Source organism: Nocardioides sp. 31GB23 (genome assembly GCF_040012395.1).
Classification (GTDB): domain Bacteria; phylum Actinomycetota; class Actinomycetes; order Propionibacteriales; family Nocardioidaceae; genus Nocardioides; species Nocardioides salarius.
The window spans coordinates 1-18597 of record NZ_JBDYKJ010000086.1; the positions used below are offsets into that span (position 1 = coordinate 1).

Genomic DNA, 18597 nt, shown 5'->3' on the forward strand with positions numbered 1-18597 from the left:
GAGCAGGGGGGCCTGCGCGCTGGGGGCCGCGGCCGCGGCCGTCGAGGACACCCACGGCGTGGCCGTCGACGTGGGCGCGGTCGGCGACGCCCCGCTCGAGGAGGCCCTGCGCCCGGTCGTGGCGGCGCAGCCGGTCGAGGATGCTGCGGCGCACGCCGTAGCGGTCTGCCGGCACGGCCTCGAGGTCGAAGCCGCGCCCGCGGTCGCGGACGAAGACCTCGACGGCCTCGTCGTCGATCTCGGCGTAGACGTCGATGCGCGGCACGCCGGCGTGCCGCGCGGCGTTGGTCAGGGCCTCGCCGGCTGCCGCCACGACCGGGCGCAGGGCCTCCTCGAGCGGGGCGTCGCCGACCGCGACCACGTCGACGGCCACGCCGTGGGTGTCCTCGACGGCCGCGGCCGCGGCACGCAGCGCGCTGGCCACGCTGCTCTCGTCGACCGCCTCCTCGCTGTAGAGCCAGGCACGCAGGTCGCGCTCCTGGCTGCGGGCCAGCCGGGCGACGGTGGACCCGTCGTCGGCGGAGCGCTGGATGAGCGCGAGCGTCTGCAGCACCGAGTCGTGCAGGTGGGCGGCGACGTCGGCACGCTCCTGGCTGCGCACCCGCTCCTCGCGCTCGGCGGTCAGGTCGGAGGCCAGCCGGTAGAACCACGGGCCCACGACGACGGCGATGCCCGCCACCCCGACCAGGGTGGCCAGCACCAGGTCGCCGGCGGCCGCGGCGCCGCCGTCGCGCAGGAACACCAGCCCGAGGGCGGTGACCACGAGCAGCGCACCCGCCCCGACCCGCGCGTACGACGCCCAGCCGCCCGCGCCGAAGACGACCCGCACCGGGTCGATGCGTCCGGTGGTGTCGAGCCAGCGCTCACGCTGGGCCTCGTCGGCCTGGCGCCACAGCAGCGCGACCCCGGCCAGGCCGAGGGCCACCGGCCAGAACACCACGCCCTGCCCGAGCACGGCCTCGACCGCCAGCAGCAGCCCGAGGGCGAGCGCGCCGAGCGCGACCACCTGGCCGACGTCGCCGAGCCGGCGGGCGCGCCGGGGCCGGCGCCCGTCGCGGGTGGCGCCCTCGAGCCCGGGGGCGCTGCGCTCGAAGCCCGCGTCGGTGGGCAGCACCAGCCAGAGCCCGGCGTACAGCACGATGCCCAGGCCGCCGGCCGCGGCGGCGAGGAGGAACCCCAGGCGCACCCAGAGCACCGGCAGGCCCAGGTGGCGGGCCAGTCCACCGGCCACACCGCCGAGCACCGGGTCGTGGGCGTCGCGGTAGGCGGTGCGCGGCTGGAGGTGGGGGCTGGTCATCAGGGCTCCATCGTCGCACCGCCCACGGGCCCGGGCCATGAGGAGGATCCCCGGGATCTCCTCGGCGAGGACCAGGGTGTTCCCCGATGGTGGCGACGCGCGGCCCGGGCCAGGCTGGAGCCATGACCACCACACCACCCGAGGCCCCCCACGGCCCGGACCCCCGCGAGGCTCCCGACGACCAGGGCCCGCGCGTCAGCGCCGCCGAGGTGCGCGACCTGTCCCGGCTGCGCCGCTCCTCGACCGACCGTCACGTCGCCGGCGTCGCCGGCGGCCTGGGCCGCCACCTCGACGTCGACCCGGTGATCCTGCGGGTCGCCTTCGTGGTGCTCGCCTTCTTCGGCGGCGCCGGCCTGCTGCTCTACGCCGCCGGGTGGCTCTTCGTGCCCCGCGACGACACCGGCGAGGCGACGATCGCCCTCGACGCCAGGAACCGCAACGTGGTGCTCGTGCTGGTCGGCGTCGTGGCCGCCCTGGCGCTGCTCGGCGACGTGGCCGGCGGCGACTGGTGGTTCCCGTGGCCGCTGGTGCTGCTCGGCCTGTTCGTGGCCTGGCTGCTCTCGCGCCGCGACGACCGCCGCGCAGCCTCCCAGGCAGCGCCCGTGGCGCCGGCCGGCCCGCTGCCCCCGGGCGCCGCCGGGCCCGCCGCTCCCCCGGTGCAGCCGCGGCCGCGCTCCCCGCGCCGCCGCGGACCACGGCTCTTCCTCTTCACCGTCGCGCTGGTGGCGCTGGCGATGGGCCTGCTCGGCACGGTCGCCCTGGCCGGTGCGCCGGTCGCCGCCGCGGCCTACCCGGCGCTGGCGCTGGCCCTGGTGGGTGCGGTGCTGGTCGTCGGAGCCTTCTTCGGCCGCGCCGGCGGACTCATCCTGGTCGGGCTGCTCCTGCTGCCCGTGCTGGGCGTGGCCGCGGCCGCCGACCACTACGAGGGCGAGGACGTGCTGCGGGTGCCGACCTCTGCCGCCGCGCTCGGCGAGGGCTACCGCCTCGACGCCGGCGAGATGGTCATCGACCTGACCTCGGTGGCCGACCTCGACGAGCTCGACGGGCGCACCCTGACCCTCGAGGTCGACCTCGGGCGCGTCGAGGTCCTGGTGCCCGAGGGCCTGGAGGTGCTCGCCGACGCCCGCGTCTCCGGCCCCGGACACATCGACCTCTTCGGCGACGAGAGCGGCGGCATCGACACCGCGCTGCGACGCACCAGCCCCGACCGGGACGCCGACGCGCCCCGCCTGCTGATCGACGCCGAGGTCGGCGTCGGCGAGATCAAGATGAGGACCCCGTGAGCGAGCACGAGAACGAGACGACCGAGCAGACGATGCCAACGATGGTGGAGCCGCCCATGGAGCCGGCTGAGCAGGGCTTCTGGGCCGAGGGCCGCCACCCCGTCAACGTGGGTCAGCTGGTGATGGGCCTGGCCTTCCTCGGCCTGGCCGCGATCTGGGCCGTGCTGGCCGCCGACGCCCTCGACGGCGACGCCCTGCGCTGGCTGCTGCCGGTGCCGTGGCTGGTCGCCGGCGCGGCCGGGCTGCTGGCCACCACCCTCGGGGCCGCACGGCGCCGCGGTGCGGGCCGCTGAGCCACGCTCAGGCGTGCTGCCCGGCGGCGCGCACGCTGCTGCTCGCGCCGCCGCCCGCGTGGGCGTCGCGGGCGGCCACGACGACGTCGGGGTGATCGGTGATCAGCCCGTCGACGCCCAGGTCGAGCAGCAGCGAGGCGTAGCCGGCGAGGTCGCCGTACGCCTCCTGGCTTCGGAAGGGCGCCGGCAGGTACGCCGCCTCCGCCCGCAGCGTCCACACGTGCACGGTCAGCCACTCGCGGTGGGCGTCGCGCACCAGGTCGGAGGCGACCATGCGACCGGCCACGTCGCGGACGACCAGGCTGTGCCGCGCGCCCACGCCGTCGGCGTACCGCTCGATGGCCGCGAGGCCGGCCGGGGAGGCCAGGTCGGCGAAGGTGCGCGGGTCGCCCAGGGCGGCCAGGTCGGCCGGTCGCCGGTCGAGCTCGCCGAGCAGCTGCACCAGCGGCACCCGCAGCAGCGGGGCCAGCGCCTGCAGCACGGTCGGCTCGAAGGACATCACAGTGACACGGGAGCGGGCGTGGTCGAGGCCGTGGCGGCGCAGGTCGGCGACCAGCGGCTCGACCAAGGACAGACCCTCGGCGGCCGACCAGGCCGGGTCCTTGAGCTCGACCATCACGCCGATGCTGCGCCCCCGGGCGGCCGACTCCTCGGCGACCATGCCCAGCACCTCGTCGAAGGTCGGCACCGGGTGCAGCCCGTCGTGGGCGGCCGAGCCGGGCCGCAGCTCGGCGAGGCGCTCACGCGCGCGCAGGCGGCGTACCTGCTCGAGGCTCAGGTCGCCGGCGAACCAGCCGGTGACCTCGGCGCCGCCCACGACCTTGGTGGTGCGCAGGTGGGCGAGCTCGGGGTGCTCGGCGACGTCGGTGGTGTGCGAGAGCTCGGGCTCGTGGCGGGCCAGGAGCACCCCGTCGCGGGTGCTGACCAGGTCGAGCTCGATGTCGTCGGCGCCCAGGTCGATGGCCGCGCGGTAGGCCGCGAGCGTGTGCTCGGGCAGGTAGCCGCTGGCGCCGCGGTGGGCGACGACGGCCGGGGTGACGGCCAGGGACGACGTACGACGGAGCGGACGGTGCTGCTGCGTGGTCACGACCTCCAGGTTGCGTGGGGGTGGGGTCGGCGCGGCGACGCGCAGGTGAACGGCGGGTGAGGCCTGGACGGCAGGATGGACACATGAGCCTCCCGACCCTCGGCGCCCTGCAGCCGCTGCCCGTCCGTGAGCACCTCGACCTGCTGGCCGCCCCCGTGGCCGCCGCGCTCGCCGGCTGGGCGCACGTCGACGAGGTCGCGGTCACCGCGATCGACCCGGCCCTGGCCGACACCGCGGCCCTCTCGGAGGCCTACGACCTCCCGATGACCACAGGCGCCAACTGCGTGGTCGTCTCGGGGAAGCGGGCCGGTGAGGAGCGGGTCGCGGCCTGCGTGGTGCGCGCCGACACCCGCGCCGACGTCAACGGCTTCGTCAAGCGCACCCTCGACGTGCGCAAGTGCTCGTTCCTGCCGATGGAGCGCGCCACCGAGGAGAGCGGCATGGAGCACGGCGGGATCACCCCCGCCGGCCTGCCCGCGGCCTGGCGGGTGCTGGTCGACGCCCGCGTCGCCGACATCGAGGTCGCCGTCCTCGGCTCCGGCCTGCGCCGCTCCAAGCTGCTCGTGCCCGGCCACCTCGTCGCCGCCCTCCCCGGCGCCGAGCAGGTCGACGACCTCGCCCTCACCCCCTAGCCCCGCGCCGGGGGTCGCGCAACGGCGGCCGTTGGTCGAGCAGCGAGGGCGCCACCGCCGTTGGTCGAGCAGCGAGGGCCGAAGGCTCGAGCGACGCCGAGACCCCGTGACCCCATGGCGTACGGCGAGCGCGGTCCTCACCAGGTCTCGGCGACGCTCCTCGCTGGCGCTCGTCACTGCTCGACCAACGGTGGCCACCGCTGCAGTGGTCACGAACGACAAGCACTGAGCCCCCGCCAGCGTCGTCTGTGACCACTCCACACGCCGCAAGCACCCGTTGGTCGAGCAGCGAGGGCCGAAGGCTCGAGCGACGCCGAGACCCAGTGACCACAGGGCGTACGGCGAGCACGTCGGTCACCCGGCCTCGACGACGCTCCTCGCTGACGCTCGTCACTGCTCGACCAACGGGGGCGATGGCACTTAGGTAAATTGCCGTCATGGCGAGCAGGGACGCACAGGGGTCGGGGCGCGAGGAGACGGTCGACGAGCAGGCGGACCGCAAGTGGAACGACCTGCTGCAGGAGCTGCGCGTGATGCAGACCGGCACCCAGCTGATCGCGGGGTTCCTGCTGACGCTGCCGTTCCAGAGCAAGTTCGACGAGCTCGACACCTACCAGCGCACCCTCTACCTGGTGATCGTGCTGGTCGCGCTGCTGACGACCGCGCTGGTGGTGACGCCGATCGCGGTGCACCGCCGGATCTCGGGGCGCCACGTCAAGCAGCGGCTGGTGCGGGTGGCCGAGCTCTTCGTGGCCGGCGTGCTCACGGGCATCGGCCTGCTGCTCGTCGGGATCAGCATGTTCGTCTTCGACGTCGTGCTGGGCCGCGCGGCCGGCATCGTGGTCGGGGTGCCCCTGCTGGTGGTGGTGCTGCTCCTGCTCGTCGGCGTGCCGGAGCGGATGCTGCGCCACTCCTCCTGAGAGGGCTCCTCACCCGCGGGCCGAAATGGATTAGCGGGAGCGGCCCGTCACGCTCTACCTTCTGCTGTGCGCGCGCTGCCCTTCGACGATCCCGGGACCGCCGACCACCGCTCCCCGGGGCGCTTCTTGTGGTGGCTGGCCCGCGGCCAGTGGCACACCCTGGCGCTGGGGATGTTCTTCGGCGTCATCTGGATGAGCAGCCAGGCGGTGCTGCCGGCGCTGATCGGTCGGGCCATCGACCGGGGCGTGGCCGACCGCGACTCCTCGGCGCTGCTGATGTGGACCGGGCTGCTCTTCGTGGTCGGGCTCGTGCAGGCGGCGAGCGGGATCGTGCGGCACCGCTTCGCGGTCACCAACTGGCTGACCACCGCCTACCGCACCGTCCAGCTGGTGACCCGCCAGAGCGTCCGGCTCGGCGGCAGCCTGCCGCGCCAGGTCTCGACCGGCGAGGTCGTCGCCATCGGCACCAGCGACCTGTCGCACCTGGGGCAGGTGATGGACGTGTCGGCGCGGTTCGCGGGCGCGGTCGTGTCGTTCGTGCTGGTCGCGGTGATCCTGCTGCAGACCTCCACCACGCTCGGGCTGGTGGTGCTCCTCGGTGTGCCGACCCTGGTGCTGCTGATCGGCCCGCTGCTCGCGCCGCTGCAGCGCCGCAGCACCCACCAGCGCCACCTGATGGGCGAGCTGTCCAACACCGCCACCGACATCGTCAGCGGCCTGCGGGTGCTGCGCGGCATCGGCGGCGAGCAGGTCTTCCACGCCCGCTACGCCCGCGAGTCGCAGGCCACCCGCCGCGCCGGCGTCCAGGTCGCGCGGCTGCAGTCGCTGCTCGACGCGCTGCAGGTGCTGCTGCCCGGCGTCTTCGTCGTGGTCGTGGTCTGGCTCGGGGCCCGGTACGCCGTCGCTGGGCGCATCTCACCGGGCGAGCTGGTCGCCTTCTACGGCTACGCCGCGTTCCTGATGATCCCGCTGCGCACCGCGACCGAGTACGCCAACAAGCTGATCCGCGGACTGGTCTCGGCCCGCCGGGTCTGCCGGGTGCTGGCGCTGGAGCCCGAGTCGGGCCCGCCGGCGCAGGCCGCGCCCTCTCCCCCGCCGGGCTCCGACCTGGTCGACGAGCGCTCGGGGCTGCGCGTGCCCGGCGGGCGCCTGGTGGCGGTGGTCAGCGAGCAGCCCGACGAGTCGGCCGCGCTCGCCGACCGGATCGGGCTCTGCGACGCCGACCACGACGCCGGCGTACGCCTGGGCGGGGTGCCGCTGGTGGCGCTGTCGCGCGAGGAGGTACGCCGCCGCGTCGTCGTCTCGCACACCGGCTCGGTGCTGTTCTCGGGCCGGTTGGGCGAGCGCCTCGACGTCTCCGGCCACGGCGACGTCGAGCGCGCCCTGCTCACCGCGTCGGCGCAGGACGTGCTCGACGCCCTGCCCGAGCGCCTCGACACCCTCGTCGCCGAGCGCGGGCGCAGCTTCTCGGGCGGGCAGCGCCAGCGCCTCGTGCTGGCCCGCGCCCTGGCGCTCGACCCCGAGGTGCTGGTGCTGGTCGAGCCCACCAGCGCCGTCGACGCCCACACCGAGGCCCGCATCGCCCAGCGGCTGCGCCCGCACCGGGACGGGCGCACCACGGTGGTGACCAGCTCCAGCCCCCTGGTGCTCGCCGCGGTCGACGAGGTCGCCTTCCTCGTCGACGGCCGGGTGGTGGCCACCGGCACCCACGCCGAGCTGCTCGAGCGCTCGGCCGACTACCGGCACGTGGTGACCCGCGAGGTCGCTCCCGCGGAGGTCGGCCGATGAGCGCCACGACCCGGCTCCCGGTCGCCGACACCCCCGCGCTGCGCCGCTACGTCAAGCAGCTGGCGCGCCGCCACCCACGCATGCTCTTCGGCGCGCTCGGCCTGCACGTGCTGGCCGCGGTGGCCGCGCTGGCGGCGCCCCGGCTGCTCGGCGACCTCGTCGAGGCGGTCGAGCAGGGCACCACCACCGGGTACGTCGACCGGGTGCTGATGGTCCTGGTCGGGTTCCTGGTCGCCCAGACGGTGCTGACCCGCTACGCCCGCTACGTCAGCCAGGTGCTGGGCGAGCAGGTGCTGGCCGACCTGCGCGAGGACTTCGTCGACAACGCTCTGTCGCTGCCGGTCGGGGTCGTGGAGTCGGCCGGGTCCGGCGACCTGCTGACCCGCACCAGCCGTGACGTCGACCAGCTCGGCTGGTCGGTGCGGATGGCGCTGCCTGAGTGGACGATCGCCGTGGTCACCGCGGCGCTCACGCTCGCCGCCGCGCTGAGCATCGGCTGGTGGGTGGCGCTGCCGTGCCTGCTGGGCGTGCCGCCGCTGGTGGTCGGCCTGCAGTGGTACCTGGCACGCGCCAAGGACGGCTACCTGCGCGAGTCGGCGACGTACTCGGCGATCAGCGCGAGCCTGACCGAGACCGTCGAGGGCGCGCGCACCGTCGAGGCGCTGGGCCTCGAGCGCGAGCAGATCACCCGTGTCGACGACGACATCCGCGACTCCTACGACGCCGAGAAGTACACGCTGCACCTGCGCACCGTGTTCTTCCCCAGCATGGAGCTGTCCTACCTGGTGCCGACGGTGGCGACGCTGCTGCTCGGCGGGTGGCTCTACACCCGCGGCGAGGTCTCCCTCGGCGACGTGACCGCCGCGACGCTCTACGTGCAGATGCTCATCGACCCGGTCGACCGGATCGTCTCGATCCTCGACGAGCTGCAGGCCGGCGCCGCGTCGCTGGCCCGGCTGCTCGGGGTCGCGCACGTGCCCGACGACCGCACCGAGGGCGAGGCCCGGCCGGTCGACGAGCAGCTCGACGTCGACCGGGTGCGGTTCTCGTACGACGGCGGGCGCGACGTGCTGCACGACGTGTCGATGTCGGTGGGGGTCGGCGAACGGATCGCGATGGTCGGACCGTCGGGTGCGGGCAAGTCGACGCTGGGCCGGCTGATGGCCGGCATCCACCCGCCGCGCGAGGGCGCGGTCACCGTCGGCGGCGTGCCGCTGGTCGACCTGCCGCTGGGCGAGCTGCGCGGCCACGTGGCGCTGGTGACCCAGGAGCACCACGTCTTCGTCGGCACCGTCCGCGAGAACCTGGTGCTGGCCCGGCCCACCGCCGACGACGACGCGGTGCTGGCCGCGCTGGGGTCGGTGGACGCGCGGTCCTGGGTCGAGGCGCTGCCCGCCGGCCTCGACACCCTCGTCGGCTCGGGCGGGCGCGCCCTCACCGACGCCCAGGCCCAGCAGGTCGCCCTGGCGCGACTCGTCCTGGCCGACCCGCACACGCTCGTGCTCGACGAGGCGACGTCGCTCATCGACCCGCGCGCCGCCCGGCACCTCGAGCGCTCGATGGCCTCGGTGCTCGAGGGACGCACGGTCGTCGCGATCGCGCACCGCCTCTTCTCCGCCCACGACGCCGACCGGGTCGCGGTCGTCGACGGCGGCCGGATCACCGAGCTCGGCACCCACGACGAGCTGATCGCCAACGGCGGCTCCTACGCCGACCTGTGGGAGTCCTGGCACGGACGCGCCTGACGCCGAGACCCCGTGAGTCCACGGCGTACGGCGCGCGCGCCACGCACCGGGTCTCGGCGACGCTCCTCGCTGGCGCTCGTCACTGCTCGACCAACGGCCGGGGCCGCAGTGGTCACGAACGACAAGCTCTGAGCCCCCGCCAGCGTCGTCTGTGACCACTCCACGCCGCGGCCACCCGTTGGTCGAGCAGCGAGGGCCGAAGGCTCGAGCGACGCCGAGACCCCGCGACCACCCGGCGTACGGCGAGCGGATCACTCACCCGGTCTCGGCGACGCTCCTCGCTGGCGCTCGTCACTGCTCGACCGACGGCGGGGTCAGACGCCGGAGATGCGCACCCCGGCGTGGGTCTTGTACTTGCGGTTGATGGAGATGAGCACGGCGGTGAAGGGCTCGAGCTGGCGGGCCAGGCGCAGCTTGCCGGCGTCGATGCCGCGGCGGGAGGTGACGGACTCGGCGAGGTCCATGGCGACCTCCTTGGCCTCGACGACGTCGCCGACGACGAGGACGTCCTCGTCGAGGTAGTCGTCCTCGCCCCACAGCAGCACCGCGGAGACGTTGTGGAAGGCGCCGACCACGGTGGCCTCGGGCTGCAGGCGCTGGGCCTCCTCGGCCGCGGAGCCCTCGCCGCCGTCGATGACCCGGCCGTGGGCGCCGCGCTTGTCGAAGGCGAGCGGGTTGACGCAGGAGATGACCGTCTTGCCCGCGAGCGGGAGCGACTCGACCAGCTCGGCGTGGCCGTCGTACGGCACGGCGAGCAGCACCACGTCGGCCTCGCCGATCGCGTCGGCGTTGGCGGCACCGGTCACGGAGCCGGCGCCCTCGACGCCCGCGAGCCGCTCGGTGACCTCGTCGGCGACGGGGCCGGCCTTCTCGGCGGAGCGCGACCCGAGCACCACGCTGTGACCGGCCCTCGCGAAGCGGTAGCCCAGGCCCTTGCCCTGCGGGCCGGTGCCGCCGATCACTGCGATGCGGTAGGTCGTCACGCTGGTGCTCCTCAAGCTCGGCGAAGGTCTGGGCCGCCGCGGGCGGGTCCCGCCCGGGCGCCCGGCGATCATGGCACCCTCGTGGCCCGTAACGATCGGCCCGGTCACTTGTTAAGACCGTGGAGGCAGGTCGAGCACGGGCTCGGACATGGGGAGGCACGAGGTGGCGGCAACCGGTGGCACGCGGCACCGCGACGACGTGCAGGGCATGCGTGCCCTGGCCGTCGCGCTGGTCATCGCCGCGCACGCCGGGGTGCCCTTCCTCGCCGGCGGCTTCGTCGGGGTCGACGTCTTCTTCGTCATCTCCGGCTTCCTGATCACCGGTCTGCTGGTGCGCGAGGTCGAGGCCGAGGGCCGCCTGTCCCTGACCGGGTTCTGGTCGCGCCGAGCACGCCGCATCCTGCCGGCCGCCACGCTCGTGCTCGTCGTGACGCTGCTGTCCGCGCTGGTGTGGCTGCCGCTGGTCAACGCCCGTGACCTCGTCGACGACACCGTGTGGTCGGGCCTGTTCGCGGCCAACATCCACTTCGCCGACGAGGGCGTCTCCTACTTCGCCGAGGGCACCGGCCCCTCCCCCCTGCAGCACTACTGGTCGCTGGCCGTGGAGGAGCAGTTCTACGTCGTCTGGCCGCTGCTGCTGCTCGGGCTCGCCGCCCTGGCGCGCCGGGGCGGCCGCGGCCACCTGACCCGCCGGGCGCTGCTGGTGGTGCTGCTCGTGGTGAGCGGCGCCTCCTTCGCGTGGTCGCTGGCTGCCACCGCGGCCGACCCGGCGGCGGCGTACTTCTCCACCCCCGCCCGGGTCTGGGAGCTCGGGGTCGGCGCGGTGCTCGCGCTCGTGCTGCCACGGCTCGCGCCCCGGGTGCCGCCCGCGGCCGCGTGGCTGCTCGCGGTGGGCGGCCTGGGAGCGGTGGTCGTCGCCGGCGTCGTCATCTCGCCCGCCACCGCCTTCCCCGGGTACGCCGCCCTGCTGCCGGTCCTCGGCGCCGCCGCCCTGGTGACCGCCGGCAGCACCACCGCGGGCCAGCCCGGCCCGGTGCGCTGGCTGCTGACCTGCCGCCCCGCCCGCACGCTGGGCGACTGGTCGTTCTCGCTCTACCTGTGGCACTGGCCGGCGCTGGTGATCACCGAGCAGCACCTGGGCCGGGCGCTCACCGTCACCGAGCGGCTCGTCGCGGTGCTCGTGGTGCTCAACCTGGCGGCGCTGACCTACCGGTTCGTCGAGACCCCCTTCCGCAGCGGCCGGGTCGCCGTGCGCCTGCCCTCGCCGCGCCCGCTGGTGCTCTACCCGGCCAGCCTGCTGCTGGTCGTGGGCGCCGCGGCCGGCTCGTGGCACTACACCGAGTGGCGCGGCGGCGAGGGCGGCGACAACCCCGCCATCGCGGTGCGCGACCGCGACCACCACGACGAGACGGTCGCGCTGGTCAAGGCCTCGGTGCGCGCCGCGCGCGAGGAGGTGGCGATCCCCAGCGACCTGACCCCCGACCTGCTCGACCTGCGCCAGAGCGTGGCCGACGTCGGCGCCTGCGACTACGAGGACGACGTACGCCGCCTGTGCGTGCGCGGCGACCCCGCCGGCGAGCGCACCGTCGTGGTGATCGGCGACTCGCACGCCCGGGCCTGGATCCCGGCGCTGGAGCGGATCACCCTCGACTCCGGCTGGCGGGCCTTCTACCTGGTCAAGCCGCAGTGCCCGGCCGGTCACGTGAGCGTGGCGCCGTTGAAGCAGGCGGTGGTCTTCACCGGTTGCGACGAGTTCCAGGACTGGGTCTCCGACCAGGTGGCCGCGCTCTCCCCCGACCTCGTCGTGGTCTCCTCGGCCCCGCCGGTCAACGGCGTGTGGGTGGAGGGCCGGCGGGTGCTGACGATCGAGAAGGTCGCGCCCGAGCTCGAGCGCGGCTACGACGAGCTCTTCGACGAGCTGCGCGCCCACGCCGAGCGGGTCGTGGTCGTCAAGGACGTGCCGAAGTCGGCGACCGACCCGGGCGAGTGCCTGACCTCGGCGACCCCCAGCCTCGGCAGCTGCATGTTCGAGCCGGTCGAGCGCGCCACGATCCTCGGCGACGTCGTGGTGAAGTCGGCGCTGCTGGCCGGCGCCGAGGTCGTCGACCCGACGCCGTGGCTGTGCTTCGAGGGCGACTGCCCGGTCGTGGTCGGCGGCACCCTGACCTACCGCGACACCGACCACCTCACCACCGAGTACGCCGCCGGGCTGGCCGGCTCGCTGGGCCGGGCCCTGAAGATGACGGGCTGAAGATGACCGGCTGACCAAGACCCGCGGGACCCTGACAGCGGCACTGCTACGGTCACGACCGACGTTGTACGCCGATCTCAGCACCGCAAGGGGACCCATGAAGCTGTCGATGCCGCTCGTCTACGCCGGCAACCCGCGAGAGACCGCCGACCAGGTCGTCGACCTGGAGAAGGCCGGTCTGGACATGATCTGGGTGGCCGAGCCCTACGGCTTCGACGCCCCCACGCTGATGGGCTACCTGGCCGCGAAGACCGAGACGGTCGAGATCGCCGCCGGCATCCTCAACGTCTACTCCCGCACCCCGGGCGCGCTGCTGCAGACGGCCGCGGGGCTCGACAACGTGTCCGGCGGCCGTGCGGTCATCGGCCTGGGCGCCTCGGGGCCGCAGGTCATCGAGGGCTTCCACGGCATGGCCTACGAGAAGCCGCTGGGCCGCACCCGCGAGGTGATCCGGCTGCTGCGCTCGGGGCTGCGCCACGAGCGCCTCGAGGCCGACGGCATCTTCACGCTCCCGCTGCCCGCCGACCAGGGCCTGGGCCTGGGCAAGCCGCTCAAGCTGCTCAACAAGCCCGAGCGCTCCTCGATCCCGCTGTGGGTGGCCGCGCTCGGCAACGCCAACGTGGCGATGACCGCCGAGGTCGCCGACGGCTGGCTGCCCTTCCTCTTCTACCCCGAGAAGGCCGAGACGGTCTGGGGCGAGGCGCTGGCCAAGGGCCGCGCCAAGCGCTCCGACGAGCTGGCCCCGCTCGAGGTCAGCGCCGGCGGCATGGTCGCCATCGGCGAGGACGTCAAGGGCATGCTCGACTTCATGCGCCCGATGTACGCCCTGTACGTCGGCGGCATGGGTGCGCGCGGCAAGAACTTCTACAACGAGCTCGCCTGCCAGTACGGCTACGAGGCCGAGGCCAAGCAGATCCAGGACCTCTACCTCGACGGCAAGAAGAAGGAGGCCGAGGCGCTGGTGCCCACCGAGTGGCTCGAGGCCGGCAACCTGGTCGGGCCGGCGTCGTACGTCAAGGAGCGCATCGCCGCCTTCCGCGAGGCCGGCGTCACCAACCTGCAGGTCAACCCGGCCACCGAGGACCCCGCCGCGACCATCGCGCAGGTCAAGGAGTGGCTGGCCTGACCCCGGGCGGGGCCGGCTGCACCAGGCCGGCCTTGCGGTTCAGCCGCTCGGCGAGGTCGTCGGGGTCGAGGCTGCCGGCCAGCACCCGCGAGGTCGACCAGGCCGCGACGTCGAGGTCGACCTCGGTCGCCAGCAGCGCGAGGTCGTCGGCGTAGATCTCGGCGAGCCGGCGGACCAGGGCCCCGGTGACGGGCGGGGCGACCAGGTTGGAGCGGGAGGGGTTGGCGCTGAGGGCCGGCGCCGCCTTCCTGAACGGCGGCAGGCCCAGGAACGTCGTCATCCGTCGAGCGGCCCCGGTGAGGTCACCGACCACGTCGCGGAAGTCCATGACCAGGAACTGCTCGCGCGGCAGGTGGAGCAGCGCCTCTCGGAGCTGGGCGCCGTACAGGCCCCGCTGCACCAGGCTCCGCTTGCGCAGCTGCCCGTTGCTCACCCCGGCCGGCCCACCACGGGACACGTCGCCCATCGCGAGGGACGACTCGACCAGCTCCGCGAAGGCGGGGTGGTCGCCCGCACGGCGTCCGTAGGTCATCGACCACTGGGAGAACGCTCTCTCGATGGGGTCCCTGAGGCTCAGGATCACCCGCATCTGCGGGTCGTAGGCGGCGATGCGGCGCATGGCTCCGGGCCAGAACAGGTACGACGGTGTCGCGTCGACCCCGAACCGCTGGCGCTCCTTCTCGGCCACCGCGTGGTAGTCGCCGTGGGCGGGCCTCGACCAGTCGCGCGTCTCGTCGTCGAAGTAGTGGACCTCCTTGCTGCCACCACCGGCCACGCGTGGGTGGCGAGCCAGCAGGGAGTAGAGCGTGCTCGTCGCAGCCTTCTGCACCCCTGCGATCGTCACCGTGTAGGGAACCCGCCGCGTCGTGACCTCGTCGACCATCCTCCCATCCTCCACGGGAGCAGCGGGACCAGCGCACGGGGTCGCGGCTGTTGGCGTGCCGCCCTCCACGCGCCAGGCCGTCGGTCAGGTCGCCGGCCTGCTCACACGGCGTGGTCGAGCTCGCGGGACCGCACTCTCCCCCGCCCACCGCGGCTGCGCCGGGCGACGTCAGCCGTGAGCAGGCACAGGCCGGCGCCGACCAGGAGCACGCCCGAGACCGCCTCCCACCACGGCTGGGCGTCGTAGGGCCCGACCGCGTAGGAGAACGCCGCCACGAGCGGGGCGGCGAGCACCAGCAGGACCGCGGCGGCGAGCCGTGGCCCGCGCGCCGAGACCGCCAGCCGCACCGCCACCGCAGGAGGCAGCAGCACCCACGCCGCGCCCGCGACGCCCCCGCCGACCGGGTCGACGAGATCACCGGTGAGCCCGGAACGGAGGGTGGCGACGCCGACGGCCGCCGTGCCCAGCGCCCCCGCGAGGGTCGCGGCGGCGGTGACCAGACCCGGCCGACGCCCCACGAGGGCCCACGGCAGCAGCACGAGGGCGGCGGCGAGGACCAGCAGCGACCCACCCGCCAGCTGGGCGGCCGCCCCGACGGGCTCCCACGGCGCTCCGGGCACCACGACGTCGAAGCGGTGGTCCTGACGCTCCAGGCACGCCGTGCTCCCACTCTCGCCCCACCCGCAGACGTCGGCCCAGCGCTGCCACGACGCCGCCACCAGCAGCGCCCCGGCGACGACGAGGAGCACCGCCGCGCCGAGCCCGCCGGTCCGCTTCCCACGTTCCACCGCTGCTCGCACTCGCCGCACCTCCCCGTCTCGTCACCCCAGTCTGCGCACTGGCCACCCTCCCGCGGAAGAGCTCGCGTCGGACGGTGCGTCCCGACCCCGAGTCGCGCTAGCGTCGTCCCATGACCGACGACTGGGTGCCCAGCGACGAGGAGTCCGACGCCTGGCTCGAGGAGTGGGCGGCGGTGGACCGCGAGGCCGCGCGCTACCTCGCGGAGCGAGTGCCCGGCGTGGAGGACGTCCCCGACGGCAGGGCCGCGTGGCTCGACGAGCTCGTCGACACCATCTCGCCGTCGGAGCTGCCGGGCGACGACGAGGTGGAGTCGCTGGCCGCGGTGATGGCCCTGCAGCACGTCGACTGGCTCGGCCTGGCCCTGGGCGTCGTACGCCGCGGCCCCGGCAGCGACCTCGACGCGGCCCAGGTGCAGGCCGACGTGGTCGCCCTCGACGAGGTGGACGGGGAGATCGAGGACCCCGACGGCCACCTCGCGGTCATGGCGGCGGCGCTGGACCACCTGGCACCGCGCTGGCGGGCCCTCGGCGTGCTCGACGACCAGGAGCGACTGACCGAGCGTGGCGTGTGGGCGCTGCCGCGGGCCCTCCACCGCAGCTGGACCGACTGAGCGCTCACAGGCTGGCGCGCTCGACCTCGTTCTTCGCCTCGTCGGCCGCGGCGCGGGCCAGCTCGGCCGCCCGGGCCGCCTCGGCCTCGATGGCCTGCGGCCGGGCCACCGGGCCGATGCGATGCGCCGGCTCGCGCACGGGTCGCGCCGGCGCCCGGCGGTCCTGGCCGACCCCGTGCTCGGGGGCGTGCTCGGGGGCGAACGCCGCCGTCACGGTCCGGACCGCCTCGGTGAGCTCCCCGGGGATCACGAAGAAGCTGTTGCCGCCCTCGGCGAGCCGCGGCAGCATCTCGAGGTACTTGTAGGCCAGCACCTTGGGGTCGGCGTCGTTGGCGTGCACCGACTGGAAGACGCGCTCGAGCGCCTTCGCCTCGCCGTCCGCCTCGAGGATGGTGGCCTGCTGGCGGCCCTCGGCCTCGAGGATCAGCTTGTTGCGGGTGCCCTCCGCGGTCAGGATCAGCGCCTGCCGCTCACCCTCGGCGTGCAGGATCGCGGCGCGCTTGTCGCGCTCGGCGCGCATCTGCTTCTCCATCGCCTCCTTGATGTTGGTCGGCGGGTCGATGGCCTTGATCTCCACGCGGTTGACCCGGATGCCCCACCGGCCGGTGGCCTCGTCGAGCACCTCGCGCAGCCGGGTGTTGATGGTCTCGCGCGAGGTCAGGGTGCTCTCGAGGTCCATCGAGCCGATCAGGTTGCGCAGCGTGGTGACGGTCAGGTGGTCGATGGCCTGCAGGTAGTCGGCCACCTCGTACGCCGCCGCCCGCGGGTCGGTGATCTGGTAGTAGAGCACCGTGTCGATGGCGACCACGAGGTTGTCCTCGGTGATGACCGGCTTGGGGTCGGAGGAGTAGACGTGCTCGCGGACGTCGAGCTTGGTGTTGACCCGGTCGACGAGCGGGATGATCAGGTTGAGGCCGGGTTGCAGGGTGCGCTGGTAGCGACCGAACCTCTCGATGTTGTAGCGGCGCGCCTGCGGCACGATCCGGATCGCCGAGGCGACCACGAAGACGACCAGGGCGGCCAGGACGGCGATCGGCACGAGCAGGTCCACGGCACTCACTCCTCCAGGGGGTCGGGCTCCCGCAGCTGGTCCGGCAGCGGGTCACGCGGATGGACCACGGCGGTCGCGCCCTCGATCCCGAAGACGTCGACCCGGACGCCGGGCGGGATCACCAGGTCCTCGTCGAAGGCCCGCGCCGACCAGTCCTCGCCCGACAGGTGCACCAGGCCTCCGTCGGCGGTGACCTCGCGGGTGACCAGCGCGGAGCGTCCGACGAGGGCGTCGCTGCCCTCGCGCGAGGGCGGCGGCAGCGTCAGGTTGCGCCTGGCGATCGGCCGGACCGCAGCCAAGCCCACCCCGCCGGTGAGGGCGAAGACCAGCAGCTGCACGGGCACCGAGGCACCGAGGCCGGCTGCCACCGCGGCGACCAGCGACGCGCCCGCCAGCAGGCCGAGGAACAGCGTCAGCGTGACGAACTCCGCCGCGCCGAGCACCACCGCCGCTACCAGCCAGAGCAACCACCACATGGAACCGTCCATCCGTTCGTGATGACCCTCAAGAGTACCCCCGGGGGGATCGGAGGGCACGGGTCGGACGACTGGGCCGGTCCCGCACGCCGCGCCGGTTCAGGAGCAGGTCTGGCCCCGCGAGGGACGCTTGCGCAGGCTGGCGCACGCGATGCAGGTGGTCGCCCGCGGCAGCGCCGCCAACCGCTCGGCGCCGACCGGACGGCCGCACCGCTCGCACGGGGCCACGCGCTCCTCGAGCTGCGTCACGAGGACGCCCCCGGGTCGGCCAGCACGTCGCGCCACGAGTGCTGCGGCTCGTAGCCGAGCAGCCGGCGCGCCTTGTCGATGGAGTAGAAGGTCTCGTCGCGCCCCATCTCCCCGCGCTGCTCGACGCCGTCGTAGAAGCGCTCGCGCACCTCGTCGGTGGTCGCGGCGACCGACATGTCGGCGTTGGCGACGTTGAAGACCTCGTAGCCCAGCCCGTCGGTCCCCAGGCAGCGCTGGACCATCTGGCCCAGGTCGCGGGTGTCGATGTAGGCGAAGACGTTGCGCCGGCGCAGCGAGGGGTCCTCGAGGAAGGCCGGGAACATCTCGGCGTACTCGTGGGGCTCGATGACGTTGTTGATCCGCAGCCCGTAGACGTCGGCGCCGGTGCGGGCCTGGAACGAGCGCGCGGTCACCTCGTTGGCCACCTTCGACATCGCGTAGGAGTCCTCCGGCACGGTGGGGTGCTCCTCGTCGACCGGCACGTAGAGGGGGCGCCGCTCGCCCTGCGCGAAGCAGATGCCGTACGTCGTCTCCGACGAGGCGAAGACCACCTTGCGCACGCCCAGCCGGGTCGCGGCCTCCAGCACGTTGTAGGTGCTCAGCACGTTGGTCGCGTACGTCGTCGCGTCGTCGGTGAGCAGGATGCGCGGCACCGCGGCGAAGTGCACCACCGCGTCGTACGCCGGCTTCTCGGGCAGGTCGAGCTCGTCGAAGGTCGCCAGCCCGGCCAGCGCCGAGTAGGTCGAGCCCGCGTCGGTCAGGTCGACCCGGAGGTCGGCCACCCCCGGGTGGTCGAGCGGCACCAGGTCGGCGTTGGTGACCTGGTGGCCCTGGTCGGCGAGGAACGGGGCGACGTGGCGGCCGGCCTTGCCGCTGCCGCCGGTGAAGAGGATGCGCATGCCCGCCAGCCAACCAGGCCCACGAAGGCCGCCCCTCCCCCGCAGGGTCTCGTCACTGCTCGACCAACGGCGGTCGTTGGTCGAGCAGCGAGGGCCGAAGGCTCGAGCGACGCCGAGACCCCACAACCACCCGGCGTACAGCAAGCGGGCACCTCACCCGGTCTCGGCGACGCTCCTCGCTGGCGCTCGTCACTGCTCGACCAACGGCGGTCGTTGGTCGAGC

General features: G+C 74.3%; 18 protein-coding genes. 9 read left to right on the top strand and 9 right to left on the bottom strand.

Going from position 1 to position 18597, the window contains the following annotated elements:
- Positions 1–1297 (bottom strand): PspC domain-containing protein (locus ABKW28_RS20265; protein ID WP_348612765.1); only part of this gene is annotated, 1297 nt, incomplete at its 3' end.
- A gap of 122 nt (positions 1298–1419) precedes the next feature.
- Here ABKW28_RS20265 and ABKW28_RS20270 point away from each other — a divergent pair.
- Together ABKW28_RS20270 and ABKW28_RS20275 are read left to right on the top strand one after the other, a co-directional pair.
- A complete protein-coding gene (locus tag ABKW28_RS20270; protein WP_348612767.1) occupies positions 1420–2580 on the top strand; it encodes a PspC domain-containing protein in 1161 nt (386 codons plus the stop codon).
- Entirely contained in the window at positions 2577–2873 is a 297-nt protein-coding gene (locus tag ABKW28_RS20275) for a hypothetical protein (RefSeq protein ID WP_193667017.1), read from the top strand. Before ABKW28_RS20270 ends, ABKW28_RS20275 begins: the two co-directional genes overlap by 4 nt.
- Before the next feature lie 7 nt (positions 2874–2880).
- Here ABKW28_RS20275 and ABKW28_RS20280 read toward each other — a convergent pair whose 3' ends face one another.
- Entirely contained in the window at positions 2881–3960 is a 1080-nt protein-coding gene (locus ABKW28_RS20280) for a glycerophosphodiester phosphodiesterase family protein (RefSeq protein ID WP_348612769.1), read from the bottom strand.
- 83 nt (positions 3961–4043) lie between these two features.
- Here ABKW28_RS20280 and ABKW28_RS20285 point away from each other — a divergent pair, with 83 nt between their 5' ends.
- The 4 genes from ABKW28_RS20285 (at position 4044) to ABKW28_RS20300 (ending at position 9045) form a co-directional block, all read left to right on the top strand.
- Positions 4044–4592: a YbaK/EbsC family protein gene (locus ABKW28_RS20285; RefSeq protein ID WP_193667015.1), complete on the top strand. Its 549-nt coding sequence runs from the start codon at positions 4044–4046 to the stop codon at positions 4590–4592.
- A 437-nt stretch (positions 4593–5029) separates the two neighbouring features.
- Positions 5030–5512 (top strand): DUF6328 family protein, encoded by a 483-nt coding sequence (locus tag ABKW28_RS20290; protein ID WP_193667014.1) that lies wholly within the window; start codon positions 5030–5032, stop codon positions 5510–5512.
- 66 nt (positions 5513–5578) lie between these two features.
- Positions 5579–7300 carry an ABC transporter ATP-binding protein gene (locus tag ABKW28_RS20295; protein WP_348612771.1) on the top strand — a complete coding sequence of 574 codons (1722 nt, stop codon included), beginning with the start codon at positions 5579–5581 and terminating at the stop codon, positions 7298–7300.
- Positions 7297–9045, top strand: a complete 1749-nt coding sequence (locus ABKW28_RS20300) for an ABC transporter ATP-binding protein (RefSeq protein ID WP_348612773.1) — start codon at positions 7297–7299, stop codon at positions 9043–9045. Before ABKW28_RS20295 ends, ABKW28_RS20300 begins: the two co-directional genes overlap by 4 nt.
- 314 nt (positions 9046–9359) lie before the next feature.
- Here the strand turns inward: ABKW28_RS20300 and npdG are convergent, their stop codons facing one another.
- Positions 9360–10028 carry an NADPH-dependent F420 reductase gene (gene npdG, locus ABKW28_RS20305; protein WP_348612775.1) on the bottom strand — a complete coding sequence of 223 codons (669 nt, stop codon included), beginning with the start codon at positions 10026–10028 and terminating at the stop codon, positions 9360–9362.
- A gap of 148 nt (positions 10029–10176) precedes the next feature.
- Between npdG and ABKW28_RS20310 the strand changes: the two genes are divergently transcribed.
- Both ABKW28_RS20310 and ABKW28_RS20315 read left to right on the top strand, forming a co-directional pair.
- The gene (locus ABKW28_RS20310; protein ID WP_348612777.1) at positions 10177–12279 is read left to right on the top strand and encodes an acyltransferase family protein; all 2103 of its coding nucleotides are present in this window, start codon (positions 10177–10179) and stop codon (positions 12277–12279) included.
- A 97-nt stretch (positions 12280–12376) separates the two neighbouring features.
- The gene (locus ABKW28_RS20315) at positions 12377–13405 is read left to right on the top strand and encodes an LLM class F420-dependent oxidoreductase (protein WP_348612779.1); all 1029 of its coding nucleotides are present in this window, start codon (positions 12377–12379) and stop codon (positions 13403–13405) included.
- Here ABKW28_RS20315 and ABKW28_RS20320 read toward each other — a convergent pair.
- Positions 13386–14288, bottom strand: a complete 903-nt coding sequence (locus ABKW28_RS20320) for a sulfotransferase (protein ID WP_348612781.1) — start codon at positions 14286–14288, stop codon at positions 13386–13388. The two genes, ABKW28_RS20315 and ABKW28_RS20320, sit on opposite strands and share 20 nt — an antisense overlap.
- 101 nt (positions 14289–14389) lie before the next feature.
- Positions 14390–15088 (bottom strand): hypothetical protein, encoded by a 699-nt coding sequence (locus ABKW28_RS20325; RefSeq protein ID WP_348612783.1) that lies wholly within the window; start codon positions 15086–15088, stop codon positions 14390–14392.
- 110 nt (positions 15089–15198) lie between these two features.
- On the opposite strand from ABKW28_RS20325, the gene ABKW28_RS20330 reads away from it, so the two are divergent.
- Complete coding sequence (locus ABKW28_RS20330; RefSeq protein ID WP_348612785.1) at positions 15199–15699, top strand: hypothetical protein; 501 nt, start codon at positions 15199–15201, stop codon at positions 15697–15699.
- A 4-nt stretch (positions 15700–15703) separates the two neighbouring features.
- Here ABKW28_RS20330 and ABKW28_RS20335 read toward each other — a convergent pair whose 3' ends face one another.
- The 4 genes from ABKW28_RS20335 to ABKW28_RS20350 form a co-directional block, all read right to left on the bottom strand.
- A complete protein-coding gene (locus tag ABKW28_RS20335; RefSeq protein WP_348612787.1) occupies positions 15704–16750 on the bottom strand; it encodes an SPFH domain-containing protein in 1047 nt (348 codons plus the stop codon).
- A gap of 5 nt (positions 16751–16755) precedes the next feature.
- The gene (locus ABKW28_RS20340; RefSeq protein WP_227491137.1) at positions 16756–17238 is read right to left on the bottom strand and encodes an NfeD family protein; all 483 of its coding nucleotides are present in this window, start codon (positions 17236–17238) and stop codon (positions 16756–16758) included.
- 87 nt (positions 17239–17325) lie between these two features.
- On the bottom strand, positions 17326–17475 hold the full coding sequence (locus ABKW28_RS20345; protein WP_307823045.1) for a TraR/DksA C4-type zinc finger protein: 150 nt from the start codon (positions 17473–17475) through the stop codon (positions 17326–17328).
- Entirely contained in the window at positions 17472–18374 is a 903-nt protein-coding gene (locus ABKW28_RS20350) for an NAD(P)-dependent oxidoreductase (protein WP_348612789.1), read from the bottom strand. The genes ABKW28_RS20345 and ABKW28_RS20350 overlap by 4 nt, the downstream gene beginning before the upstream one ends.
- Positions 18375–18597: the final 223 nt, after the last annotated feature.